At 74.8% G+C, this 12,244-nt stretch carries 8 protein-coding genes, 1 tRNA gene and 1 pseudogene; 4 read left to right on the top strand and 6 right to left on the bottom strand.

Going from position 1 to position 12,244, the window contains the following annotated elements:
* The 4 genes from SSBG_RS16010 to SSBG_RS15995 all read right to left on the bottom strand — a co-directional run.
* A partial coding sequence (locus SSBG_RS16010; protein WP_234010554.1) for an RBBP9/YdeN family alpha/beta hydrolase occupies positions 1–466 on the bottom strand: 466 nt, incomplete at its 3' end.
* Positions 459–1,604, bottom strand: a complete 1,146-nt coding sequence (gene metX, locus SSBG_RS16005; RefSeq protein ID WP_008747136.1) for a homoserine O-acetyltransferase MetX — start codon at positions 1,602–1,604, stop codon at positions 459–461. The genes SSBG_RS16010 and metX, both read right to left, overlap by 8 nt.
* Entirely contained in the window at positions 1,605–2,927 is a 1,323-nt protein-coding gene (locus SSBG_RS16000; RefSeq protein ID WP_008747135.1) for a bifunctional o-acetylhomoserine/o-acetylserine sulfhydrylase, read from the bottom strand. It abuts the gene before it with no gap.
* A 228-nt stretch (positions 2,928–3,155) separates the two neighbouring features.
* A complete protein-coding gene (locus SSBG_RS15995) occupies positions 3,156–3,743 on the bottom strand; it encodes a TetR/AcrR family transcriptional regulator (RefSeq protein ID WP_008747134.1) in 588 nt (195 codons plus the stop codon).
* 140 nt (positions 3,744–3,883) lie between these two features.
* Between SSBG_RS15995 and SSBG_RS15990 the strand changes: the two genes are divergently transcribed.
* From SSBG_RS15990 to SSBG_RS36160, 3 genes are all read left to right on the top strand, one after another.
* Positions 3,884–3,957: transfer RNA gene (locus SSBG_RS15990), tRNA-Thr, on the top strand.
* A 404-nt stretch (positions 3,958–4,361) separates the two neighbouring features.
* Positions 4,362–5,033, top strand: coding sequence for an alpha/beta fold hydrolase (locus SSBG_RS36165; RefSeq protein WP_158677785.1), 672 nt, complete (start codon positions 4,362–4,364; stop codon positions 5,031–5,033).
* Between the two features lie 437 nt (positions 5,034–5,470).
* Positions 5,471–6,211 (top strand): WD40 repeat domain-containing protein, encoded by a 741-nt coding sequence (locus SSBG_RS36160; RefSeq protein ID WP_420790339.1) that lies wholly within the window; start codon positions 5,471–5,473, stop codon positions 6,209–6,211.
* Between the two features lie 27 nt (positions 6,212–6,238).
* Here the strand turns inward: SSBG_RS36160 and SSBG_RS15980 are convergent, their stop codons facing one another.
* On the bottom strand, positions 6,239–11,134 hold the full coding sequence (locus SSBG_RS15980) for an NACHT and WD40 repeat domain-containing protein (RefSeq protein ID WP_008747131.1): 4,896 nt from the start codon (positions 11,132–11,134) through the stop codon (positions 6,239–6,241).
* Between SSBG_RS15980 and SSBG_RS34800 the strand changes: the two genes are divergently transcribed.
* Positions 11,100–11,351, top strand: a complete 252-nt coding sequence (locus SSBG_RS34800) for a hypothetical protein (protein ID WP_234010553.1) — start codon at positions 11,100–11,102, stop codon at positions 11,349–11,351. The genes SSBG_RS15980 and SSBG_RS34800 overlap by 35 nt on opposite strands.
* 582 nt (positions 11,352–11,933) lie before the next feature.
* Here the strand turns inward: SSBG_RS34800 and SSBG_RS34795 are convergent.
* Positions 11,934–12,149 (bottom strand): annotated as a pseudogene (locus SSBG_RS34795) (toll/interleukin-1 receptor domain-containing protein); the annotation flags it as partial.
* Positions 12,150–12,244: the final 95 nt, after the last annotated feature.

Here is a 12,244-nt window from a genome sequence, read left to right as displayed (position 1 = left end):
GCAGTCGCGCGCCCCATCCCTGCGCGAACTCCCGTGCCTCGCGCGTCGCGCAGTACGGGTCGTCCGTACTCGCCACGAGCAGCGCAGGGCACGGCAGCGGCTCCGCGCGCAGCGGGACGAAGGCGGGCGCCGCCCCGGCCGGGAAGGCCGGGCCGCGCGGGTCGGGGGCCGCGACGAGGAAGGCCGCGACGTCGGCGGGACGTGCCCGCCGCAGCCACTCGGCCACCGCCCAGCAGCCGAGGCTGTGCGCGACGAGCACCACCGGCCCGTGTGCCGCCACCGCCTCGTGCGCCGCCGCCACGGCCGCCACCCAGTCCGCCAGGACGGGCGCCGACCACGAGCCCGGGGCGATCCGCACCGCCTCCCCGCCCCACGCCGCCTCCCACCGGCTCTGCCAGTGCGCCGCGCCGGACCCGTCGATCCCCGGCACCACCACGTACGCCACCCCGGCCCCCTCCTCAGCCACGCGCCAGCAACTCCGCCACGATAGCCGCGACTTGCCGCGTCTCCGTGAGGAAGCCATCATGCCCGTGCGCCGATTCGATCACGCGGACGCGATCGGCCCCCGGGATCAACGCCGCCAGCTCGCGCTGCTGGGCGAGCGGGTAGAGGCGGTCGGAGTCCACGCCCGCCACGAGGGTGGACGCCGTGACGCGGCTCAGGGCCGCGCGGACGCCGCCCCGCGCGCGACCCACGTCGTGCGCGTTCATGGACTCGCTCAGGACGACGTAACTGGCCGCGTCGAAGCGGCGGACGAGCTTCGCCGCGTGGTGGTCGAGGTACGCGTCCACCTCGAAGCGGCCCCCCGCGCCGGTCGCGCGCCCGAAGCGGTCCTGGAGTTCGGCGGCCGTGCGGTACGTGACGTGCGCGAGGCGCCGGGCCTGCGCGAGGCCGGCGACCGGCCCCCGGGTCCCGCCGTGGTAGTCGCCGCCGTACCAGTGCGGGTCGGCGCGGATCGCCGCGATCTGGAGCCCCGACCAGGCGATCTGCTCGGCGCTCGCCGCCGCCGTCGTGGCGAGCAGGAGCAGCGCCCCGGTGCGCGCGGGATGGGTCACGGCCCACTCGACTGCCCGCATCCCGCCCATCGAACCGCCGACGACGAGCGCCCAGCGGCCGATCCCGAGCGCGTCCGCGAGCCCGGCCTCGGCGGCGACCTGATCGCGAGGGGTGACGAAGGGGAAGGCGCTGCCCCAGGCCCGCCCCGCCTCCGTACGGGCCGACGCCGGGCCTGTGCTGCCCTGGCAGCCGCCGAGCACGTTCGGCGCCACGACGAAGTACCGGTCCGTGTCGAGCGCGCGGCCCGGCCCCACGAGCCCGTCCCACCAGCCCGGCGTCGGGTGCCCGGGACCCGCCGGGCCGTGCACGTGGCTGTCCCCGGTAAGGGCGTGCAGGACGAGCACGGCGTTCGACGCGTCCGGCGCGAGCGTGCCCCACGTCTCGAACGCAAGCCTTAGGTAAGGGAGTTCGGGGCCGCCCTCCAGGGCGAGCGGCTTGTCCGCCGCGTACCAGAGGCGCCGCCCGTCCGGGTCCCCGGGCCGCCAGGCACCGGAGACCCGCCAGGGCTCACCGTCCTCCGGCTCCCGCCCCTGGAAGCTCTCCCGCACCTACGCGGCGCCCTTCGCCGCGCGGAAGCCCGTCTCCAGGTCCGCCTTGAGGTCTGCCAGGTTCTCGATGCCGACCGAGAGCCGCACGAGGCCGGGCGCCGTGCCCGTCGCCCGCAGTTCCTCCTCGCCGAGCTGGCTGTGCGTCGTGGAGGCCGGGTGGATGATGAGGCTGCGCACGTCACCGATGTTGGCGAGATGACTGAACAACTCCACCGCGTTCACGAAGCGTTGGCCCGCCTCGACGCCGCCGCGCAACTCGAAGGAGACGATCGCGCCCGCCCCGCGCGGCAGGTACGTGCGCCCCTTCTCGTACCAGGGGCTGGACTCAAGTCCCGCGTAGTGGACGGCACTCACCTCGTCGCGGCCTTCGAGCCAGGTGGCGAGCGCGGCGGCGTTGGCGGTGTGCCGCTCGATGCGCAGGCTCAGCGTCTCGACGCCCTGGAGGAGCAGGAAGGCGGAGTGCGGCGAGAGCGCGGGGCCGAGGTCGCGCAGCAACTGGACGCGGAGCTTGACGGCGTACGCGCCCGGGCCGAGCGCGGGCCAGTACTGGAGGCCGTGGTAGCTCGCGTCGGGCTCGGTGAAGTCCGGGAAGCGCTCGGCGTGCGCGCCGAAGTCGAACGTACCGCCGTCCACGACGACGCCCGCGATCGCGGTGCCGTGGCCGCCGAGGAACTTCGTCGCGGAGTGCACGACGACGTCCGCGCCGTGCTCAAGTGGCCGCAGGAGGTAGGGAGTCGGGACGGTGTTGTCCACGACGAGCGGGACGCCGACCGCGTGCGCGACATCCGCGACCGCGTGGATGTCGAGGACGTTGCCGCGCGGATTGCCCAGCGTCTCCGCGAAGAACGCCTTCGTCCCCGGCCGCGCGGCGGCGCGCCACGCCTCGGGGTCGTCCGGGTCGTCCACGAAGGACACCTCGATACCGAGGCGCGGCAGGGTGTGGCGGAAGAGGTTGTACGTCCCGCCGTAGAGCGAGGCGCTGGAGACGACGTGGTCACCGGCGCGCGCGAGGGTGAGCAGCGCGAGCGTCTCCGCCGCCTGCCCCGAGGCGACCGCGACGGCGGCGACTCCCCCTTCCAGCGCGGCGATCCGCTGCTCGAAGACGTCCTGCGTGGGGTTGTGGATACGGGTGTAGATGTTGCCGGGCTCGGCGAGCGAGAAGAGGTCGGCGGCGTGCCGGGTGTCGCGGAAGACGAAGGAGGAGGTCTGGTAGATCGGCGTGGCACGCGCCCCGGTGGCGGGATCGGGCACGGCGCCCGCGTGCACCTGCTTCGTCTCGAACGACCAGGACTCGGCGGCGGACTCGTCGGGCTGCGTGCTCATGGCGCTCCTCGTACGGCGACGGCGGCGGACGCCCTGCCCGGCGCACGACGACGACGGCGGACGTCCGACGAGCGAAGCACGCGCGAACGCCCCCGGCCCCGTCATGTCACGCGACCGACACGCGAACGCCACAGGAGGAAACCTCCCGTTCGCGAACGGGCGCGGGGGGGGGAAGGAAGGGGCGGACCGAGGGGCGCGCGGGCGGGCGCCCCTTTTACCGTCGGCGCCTCACCCGGCGCGGTAGCGCAAGCCGTCCATGAGGAGCGCGATGATCCGCCCCGTGTAGGCGGGATCGTCGGGGTTCACGACGTTGGCGAGCGTGGCGAGGAGGTCGAACGGGGAGAGTCCCGCGTGTATCTCACCGGTCGCGGCGGCGGCGTCCATGAGGCCCTCGATGACCGGCACGAAGCGGCTCTCGAAGTACTCGCGCAGCCCCTCGTACGCCGGATCGCCGGAGTGCAGCGCGCCGCTCAGGCCGCGCTTGGTGGCGACGAACCCGGCGAGCCGTTCGAGCCAGCGGACGAGCGCCTCGACGGGCGGGTGCGCGGCCGAGAGCGGCGCGGCGGCGGCCATGAGCGCGTCCACCTCGTTGCGGAAGACGGCCACGATGAGGTCCGAGCGGAGCGGGAAGTGCCGGTAGAGCGTGCCGACACCGACCCCCGCCCGCTCCGTGATGTGCCGCACGGGCGCGTCCACGCCCTCGGCCCGGAACACCTCGGCGGCGGCGAGGAGCAACGCGTCGAGATTCCGCCGCACGTCACGCCGCATGGCCCGGGGCGCCTCCGGCGCGGCGCCGGGGGTCTCGTCGGTGGCCACAGCGCCCCCTCCCTCGAATCGGATCCTCGTTCCACATTGTACGAGACGCGACCCACCACGACACCCGGGGACCACCCCCACCTCCGCACCCGCCGACGCCCACCACCCCACCCCCGCCCTCCGTTACACTGCTGGCACCCGCCTCCTTAGCTCAGATGGCCAGAGCAACGCTCTTGTAAAGCGTGGGTCGTCGGTTCGAATCCGACAGGGGGCTCAACGGAAAGCCCAGCTCAGACGCGCTCTGAGCTGGGCTTTTGTCGTCAGACGATGCGACGCCGCCTCCGCGCGCGGGCCGCGCGGGTGTCTCTGGTCTCAGTCGTGGTCTCAGTGGGGCCGGTTTCGGGCTCGGCGGCTCGCCACACGGCGCGGTGGTTTCGCGTGCGGCTCGCGTCGTGGCGGGCCGCGCAGGGGGCGGCCGTCAGGCTCCTGCGGTGGCGCTGCCGCCCCCGTGGGAGGAGACCGCCGGGGGCCGTCGCGCGGTGGCGGGGGCGCGACCGGTTGGGTCGCTTGTGGCGTGGGTAGTGACGCTTCGGGTCGCCAAGCGCCTTCTCGGCTGGTCCCTCCGGGGCGGGGCCGGGAGCACGCCGGAGGTATCGCCTTGACGAGCACGGGGGCGCCATGACGGATGTGGACAAGGACCGTTTGGGAGTCGTGTTCGTGCACGGCTTCCTCTCCTCACCGGAGACGTGGAACGCGATCACGTCGCTGAGCGCGGAGGATCCCCTGCTCAAGCGGGTGGACGCGCTTCCCTTCGCCTACGAGTCCCGGCTCTGGCAGTTCGACCCGCGCCGCCGCACGCCGACCCTCAAGGTCGTCGCCGACATGCTGAAGGAGTACCTCGACTCCAAGGCGGAGCACCACCGTCAGCTCGTTCTCGTCGGTCACAGCCAGGGCGGCCTCGTCATCCAGTACTGCCTCTCGCGGATGCTGACGGAGGGCAGGGGCAGGGACCTGGCGAGGATTCGGCGCGTCGTGCTCTTCGCGTGCCCCAACAGCGGGACCCAGTGGGGGGGGCGGCGGTCCGGCGGAGGCTCCTCCAGGGGAACGTGCAGGAGAAGGACCTGCGGCCCCTCAACACGGAGATCACCGAGGCCCGGCGCATCATCATGCGGGACGTCGTGGCTGCCAAGGGCGTCACGGAACGGACCTGTCCCATCCCCTTCGCGGTGTTCGCGGGGGAGACGGACAACATCGTCCCGCCGGCGTCGGCGCAGGACGTCTTCCCCGAGGTCTCCGTCCTGCCCGGCGACCACAACGGGATCATCCGCCCCGACTCCGCCGAACACCTGACCTACGTGGCGCTCCGGCGGCACCTCGTTCTCTCGCTCGCCGCCGCGGAGCCCCCGTCCACGCCCGGCGGGGACACCCCGGGCAAGGCGCCCGGGTCCCCCCGGGAACCGTCGCCCGACGCACCGCCGTCCCCGGGCGGCACGGACGCCGAAGCGCCCCAGGCACCGCCCACGAACGGGATACCCCGCCTGACCGCGCGGGCCGCCCGGGTGCTCGGCGGCGGGCACACCACGGGCATCCACCTCGCGCGGTTCACCGCCGACGCCGGCAGGCTGGCCACGTTCGCCGCGAGGCGCCCGACCGCCCTGTTGTGGGACCTGTCCGGGCCGCGACCGGCGGGGGGAACGTTCCTGAAGGCCCGGTGTCTCGCCTCCGGACCGAACTACCGGGAGTACCGGCGGCTCGTGACCGACGCGGTGTTCTCCCCCGACGGCACGATGCTCGTCACGGCGGTGGACATGCGGCTGGGGCCCGAGCAGTTCCGGGGGAAGAAAGTGCGCCTCTGGGACCCCGCCACGCGCTGGTCCATCGGTGAGCCGCTGCGCGTCACCAACATGGCCGTCGTCAGCGCGCTGGCGTTCTCGCCCATGAACGACCTGCTGGCCGTGGCGATGGCGGCGGGCCCCATCCGCCTGTGGAATCCGCGGCAGCGCCGGATGATCCGCGCGCTGCGGCCCGGCGCGCAGTCCGACGTGATGGCGTTCTCCCCGGACGGCCGCACGCTCGCGGCCACCGAGCAGCGCGGGACCCTGATCCGGTTGTGGGACGTGGAGTCCGGGAAATCCACCGCCCAACCCCTCGTCGGGCATTCGGTCTTCGTCCGCGGCATCGTCTTCTCGGCGGACGGTTCCCTCCTCGCCACCCGGTCGGACGACCGGACCGTGCGCGTCCGGGACACGCGCGAGGGCGCCATGGTCGCCCTCCTTCGGACGGAGCCTCGCGCTTTCGTGACCGCGTTCGCCTTCGCCTGCGGCGGGCACCACCTGCTCACCGCCCTGGCGGACGGCAGGATCGTGGGGTGGGACGCGAGGACGGGGGCGCGGCAGGGCGAGGACCTGCGCGTCGATGGGGACGTGGCCGACATGGTGTTCACGCCCGCGGGACACCTCCTGGCGGTCACGGGCGGGGCGGCGCCGATGCTGTACGAGTGGGAGCCGGCGGCGGAAGGAACGGTGTAGCGCGAGGGCGGCTTCCCCCGCTCCTCCTCACAGCTCCTCCGCCCGTGCCAGCCGTCGCGCCCCCGGCAGGTGGCGGTCCAGCTCGCCCGGCGGGAAGCGCGTCATGCCGACCACGTGCCAGAACTCGCCGCCCACCTCTCCCTCCGACTTGTACCCGCCGTCCGGGGTGAGGGCCGCCCAGCCGCCCTGCACGCCGACGAGCGTGGCCTTCGCCGTGACGGTGGCGTCCTGCGCCGCGACCGCCCCCGGGCGCGCCCGCACCCGCCTCAGCCGCACCGTCCCGTCGTCCCCGCCGCTCGCGAGGCGTGTGCCGTCGGGGCTGAAGGAGAGGGAGCAGACGCGTCCGCTGTGGCCGGTCAGCTCGGCCACCCGCGTGCCCGTCTCCGGGTCCCACAGGCGGATGACGCGGTCGTCGCCCGCCGTCGCGAGGAGCGGGAGCGTGGGGTGGACGGCAGCCGTCCACAGCTTGCCGGTGTGCGCGCGGAGCACGTGCCGGGCCGCCCCGTCGCGCCAGACGACGGCCGTGCCGTCCCAGGACGCGCTCGCGAGCCAGTCCAGGCCGGGGCCGAAGGCGACGGCGTAGACGCGGTCGGTGTGCGCGCTCAGGGTCGCGGTGAGCGCGCCGTCCCCGGTGCGCCACAGCCGTACGCGGCCGTCGTCGCAGCCCGTCGCGATCGAGGCGCCGTCCTTGGCGAAGGCGACGGAGCGCACCCGGCCCTCGTGGCCGTCGAGCCGCAGGCCGTGGGAGCCCGTCGCGCGCCGCCACAGGCGCACCGAGTCGTCGTCGTTGGCGGTGGCGATCTCCTCGCCGTCCGCGCTGAACGCCTCCGCCCAGGTGCGGTCGGTCTCGACGTCCAGCTCGCGCAGGAACGTACCGTTCTCCGCGTCCCACAGGTAGACGTGCCCGGTGCTGCCCGCCGTCGCGAGGACGGTGCCGGCGGGGCTGAACGCCGCTGAGATCAACCGGTCGCCCCGGCCCAGGAGTTCGTGCGTGCGCTGCCCCGTGGCGACGTCCCACAGGCGGACGGTGCCGTCGCTGCCCGCGCTCGCGAGACGGGTGCCGCTCGCGTCGAAGGCGACGGCGTTGACGCGCCGCCCGTGGCCGCGCAGGATCGGCTTGCCCTGGCCCGTCGCCGCGTCCCAGATCTGCACGACGCCGTCGTCGCCCGCCGTCACGAGCTGGGTGTCGTCCGGGCGGAAGCGGCAGGCCCAGGCCGAACCCTGGTGCGGCGTGGGCTGGAAGCGTTCGGCGGCGGCCTCGTACCCGTCCGGGCCCGGCGAGAGCTGCCACAGGCGGACCGCGCCCGTCGCGTGGCAGGCGGCGAGGTGGCGGCCGTCGTCGGCGAAGACGACCTGGTAGACGCCGCCGGGCCCCTTGTCGAGCGGCGGTCCCGGGCGTCCGGTGCGCGGGTCCCACAGCCGCACCCCGCCGTCGGTGTCCCCGCTCACGAGGAGGTCACCCCCGGGGTGAAAGGCGAGGGTGTAGACGCGGCCGGTGTGGCCGTGCATCTCGTGCAGCGGCCGCAGGTCGGACACGCGCCAGACGCGTACGGTGCCGTGGTCGTCGATGCCCTCGTCCGCCGTGGCGAGGAGCGCGCCGTCGGGGCTGAACCGGACGCGGAAGACAGGCCCCTGGTGCGGGCCGAGGCTCGCGAGGAGTTCCCCGCTCCTCGTGTCCCACAGCCGTACGGTGCCGCTGCGGTCGCCGGTGGCGAGGAGGCGGCCGTCCGGGCTGAACGCCGTCGTGTAGACGAGGACGGTGTGCCCGGGGAAGGCGTGCAGCCGCTCGCCGCTCGCGGTGTCCCACAGCCGTACGACGCCGTCGCCGTCGCCCGTGGCGAGCACGGCGCCCGTCTCGTCCAGCGTGATGGGCCACACGCCGTCCGGGTGCACGGAGAGCACGGACCGGCAGCGCCCCGAGACGGGGTCCCACAGGCGTACGGTGCCGTCCGCGCTGCCCGTCGCGAGGACCGTGTCGCGGAACTTGATCGCGTAGACGCGCTCGGTGTGGCCGTGCAGGACGCGCAGCGCCTCCCCGTTCTCGGGCGCGCAGATCAGGACGGAGCCGTCCTGGCTGCCGGCCGCGAGGAGTTCCCCGTCCGGGCTGTACGCGACGGGCTCGGGGAGCCGTCCGTGCTGCTGGCCGAAGCCGTACGGGACACTCACCGCCGCCGGGCGCAGCACGGTCTCACAGGGGCATCCCCGGCGCGATGGTCGCGGTGGCCAGTCCTCGGACTCCACCGCCTGCCGGTCGATCTCGCCGCGTACGAGGACGGCGCGGCGCCAGCGGCTCGCGGCGAGGCGGGCGCCGCGCAGGTCGGCGCCGATGAGGCGCGCGCGGCGCAGGTCGGCGTGGCGCAGGTCCGCGCCGCGCAGGTCGGTGCCGTCGAGCCGGGCGCCCGCGAGCCGGGCGCCGTGCAGGACGGCGCCGGAGAGGTTGGCGCCGGTGAGCTGGGCGTCCGTGAGGTTGGCGCCGGTGAGGTCGAGGCCGGACAGGTCGCGCCCGGAGAGGTCCTCGCCGGGGAAGTGCACGCCGCGCAGATCGGCGTCGGCGGGCACGCGGAGCCTGCGCGTGACGCGGTAGGCGTTGGTACGGGCCGCCTCGGTGGCGCCCCGGCCGGACCGGGGAGCCGCCGCCCCGTCGCCCGTAGCGCCGTCGCCCGTAGCTTCCCCCGTGGCGCCGTCCCGCCCGGTGGCGCCCTCCTCGCCCGGGCTCTCCAGCGTCCGCCGCACCCAGGCGGCGACCCGCTCCGCGTCCGCGAGGTCGCAGAAGAACTCGACTGCCAGCGGGGAGAGTTCGCGCAGGGCGAGCAGTCCTTCGTCGCCCTCGCCGAGCCGCCGGGCCGCCTCGCGCGCCACGAGCCACTCGATGACGGATTCGTGGATGAAGTGGAAGATGCCGTCGTCCACGCGGATCAGGAGCGTGCCCGCGCCGACCGCCTGCGCCTCCTGCGCCTCCTGCGCGAAGAGCGTCCCGTCGCTGCCGTGCCCGAAGGTCTCCGCGACGATCTCCGTCAGCTCGTCCAGGCGCAGGCTTCCGCGCCCGCTCTCCCACAGCCGCAGCGCCGTCGCCGTCACGGCGCGCCACAGCTGCTCCAGTTCCAGGCCCGGCGCGGCCCCGGGCCCGCCCTGCCCGCGCCGCTCCTCGAAGCGCAGCCAGGTGCTGAACACGTCCTCGTAGAGCCGGGCCGCGCTCAGCGTCCCCTCGGAGCGTGCCACGGCCCGCACCTGCTCCTCGTCCAGCGCGGCGACGAAGCTGAGCAGCCGGGGATTGCCGCACAGGTCGAGCAACCTCGGTACGCCGAGCAGGAGTTCGTAACGGCGGCCGGCGATCGCCTCGTCGCCGTAGTAGTTGGTGAGGTAGCGGCGGATCTGGTGCGGCGTGAAGCCCTCGACGGAGAGCAGGCGGCGCTGCGGGAGGAGCCCGACCTGCTCGCCGAGCGGGGTGAGGACCTGCTCGCGGGAACGGAAGTGCTGGGTGCGGCCGCTGATGACGATCTTGGCGCGGTCGACGGCGGCGTTGAGGAGGGTGTGCAGGTGGTCGGCGGCGCGCTCGTAGCTGACGCGGTTGACGAGTTCGTCGAAGCCGTCGAAGCCGTCGAAGCCGTCGAAGAGGAGGACGACGCGGCCCTGGCGGAGCATGTAGCGCAGGGCGCGCAGATCGATGACGTCCACGCCGTGGTTGGCGAGGTGCGCGGCGACGAGGCCGTCGAGGCTGTGCGAGCGGTCCAGGGAGCGGAGCGGGATGAGCAACGGGGCCAGGTGCGGGAGGCGTTCGGGGATGCGGCGGGCCAGCTCGCGGAGCGCGAAGGTCTTGCCGTGACCGAAGTTGCCGAGGAGGAGGAGCACCCGGCCCTGGTCGGTCTCCAGCAGGCGCAGCATCTCCTCGACCAGGTCCTCGCCCCGCTCGTCGCCCGGGCTGATCTCGTCGCGGTAGCGCTGCGGCAGGTACAGCTCGGGGGCGTAGGCGCCGTCGCCCGCGAGTTCGGCGGTCTGCGCGGCGACGTACTCGCGCAGGTCGATGAGCCCTTGCAGCTCCAGGAAGCTGCGCACGCGCACCCCGCCGCGCGCGGCCCGCTCGCGCAGCCCCGGCCCGGGCCGCTCCCCCGCGTACACCAGCTCGGCCTCGGTGCCCGCGTCGTCGGCATGCGCCTGGGCGGGGAAGCGGTCGAGGTCGGCGTCGGTGAGGGTGCCGGGCTGGACGGCGACGCGCAGCAGCCGGACGACGCCGCCCTCGTCCCAGGCGGCGACGACCTGCGTCAGGTCCTCCGGCGCGGCGGGCCGTACGTCGCGCAGGCGCACCCCGGGCCGCCGGGCGCGCAGCACGTCCTTGACGCGTTCGGCGAGCTGTGCGCCCGGGTCGTTGACGGCGCGGTTGTCGGAGTGGGAGGCGTCCCGCCCGGAGTCCGGCTCGTCCTCCGTACCGCCGGGGAACCGGGGCGCCGCGCGCCACTCGACGGGGAAGACGGTGGGCCCGGCAGCGGCCCCCGCCGCCTGGGGCGCCCAGCGTTCGACGCCCTGGGCACCGATGCGCAGCAGACTGAACCGCGCCGGACCGGCGGCACCGAGCAGCGGCAAGGGCCCGGCGGCGGAAGGGAGTTCGGCGTGCGTGGGCGCGGCGCCCGGGTCCCGGCCGTCCCCGGCGGGGCCGTGCAGCAGGACGTGCAGCCGGGGCGCGAGGAGCCGCTGGAAGACCTCGGTGTCGCGCAGCGGCCCCGGGCCGTCGGCCGCCGCGCGGGCGGGAGCGAGGAGCGGGTGCCGGACGAGCCCGACCCGCAGCCAGCCCTCGTCCTCGTACCTGCGCAGCGCCTCGGCGAACCACGCGGCCTGCGCGCGGCCGACCATCCCGTAGCGGTCCTCCAGGCGGTGCGTGCGCGCGATGGAGGAGTTGAACCCGGCGACCACGGTGCGCAGTTCGGGCACCGGGAAGAGCGTCCAGGGCTGGTCGGCGCCGAAGACGACGTCGAGTCCCTGGTACAGCTCGCCGAACAGCCTGCTGAAATGGCGCCACTTGGGCCAGTACGGGGGCTGCGGGCGGATCTCGTCGGCCTCGCAGGTGTGGAAGTACGCCTGGCAGGCGGCGTCGCTGACGTCCTGGTTCCCCGGGACGACTGACGTCCTGGTTCCCCGGGACGACTGACGTCTGGTTCCCCGGGACGAGCAGCACCCGGCCCGGCGCGAGGCCGAGCTGGGCGCGCAGCCCGGTGAGGAAGTCGTGCGCCTGCGCGCAGTTGCGGGGCGAGCCGGAGGCGGTCACGTCGCCCGGGACCAGGACGAGTTCCGGCGCGGGAGCGCCCGTGTCCCGCAGCTCGATCAGGTCGCTCTGGATGTCCCTGAGCAGCTCCTCCGGCTCGTGCCCGCGCCCGAACTCCGGTCCCGCGAGGTGCAGGACGTTCACGGCCGCCTGCCGCGTGCCGCCCGGCGCGGCGGGCGGGTAGTGCGGCGCCGTGCCCGGCCGTCGCCGCCCGCCGCGCTCGCCGCCGCCCGTGAGCGGCTGGCGCCAGGACTGCGCGGGGAGCGGCACGGATACGGCGCCGCCCTCGGCGCTCGCGCCGCTCTCGCCGCCCGGGTAGGCGGGACTGCTGCCGAAACGCGCGTGCCCGTCGAGCGCCTGCTCGACCCGCGTGAGAAGCAGGCCGCGCGCGGTCCGCACGTCCGGGACGCCCACGAGATCGACGTACGTGATCGTCGCGAGCAGCCCTTCGACGGGCGCCTCGTCCACGCGCACCGTGAGGAGCCTGCGGTCGGGCTGGTCCGGCTCCGAGCGCAGCGCCGCCTGCCACTCCATCCGGCCGTACCGCGAGCCCTGGTAGCTCCGCGAGAGCACCGCGATCACCGCGACGGACTCGCTCACGCCCCGGTCCATGTAGTCGATGAAGTTGCTGCCCGCGACGAAGTCCCACGCCTGGATGACCGTGCGGAAGCCGGCCTCCTCCAGCGTCCACGCGATCCACGCGGCCCACGCCTCGTCCGCCGGGGAGTAACTGATGAAGAAAGTGGCACTGCCGCTGCGCCGCGTCCGTGCTGCCCGTC

Source organism: Streptomyces sp. SPB074 (assembly GCF_000154905.1).
Lineage (GTDB): Bacteria > Actinomycetota > Actinomycetes > Streptomycetales > Streptomycetaceae > Streptomyces.
The sequence above is the reverse complement of the archived record's forward strand: the minus strand, read 5'-3'. Positions and strand labels throughout refer to the sequence as shown.

Excerpts from the sequence above, each read along its gene's own strand:
- SSBG_RS16000 (WP_008747135.1), bottom strand. The coding sequence starts at position 2,927 with ATGAGCACGCAGCCCGACGAGTCCGCCGCCGAGTCCTGGTCGTTCGAG.
- SSBG_RS36160 (WP_420790339.1), top strand. The coding sequence starts at position 5,471 with ATGCTCGTCACGGCGGTGGACATGCGGCTGGGGCCCGAGCAGTTCCGG.
- SSBG_RS36165 (WP_158677785.1), top strand. The coding sequence starts at position 4,362 with ATGACGGATGTGGACAAGGACCGTTTGGGAGTCGTGTTCGTGCACGGC.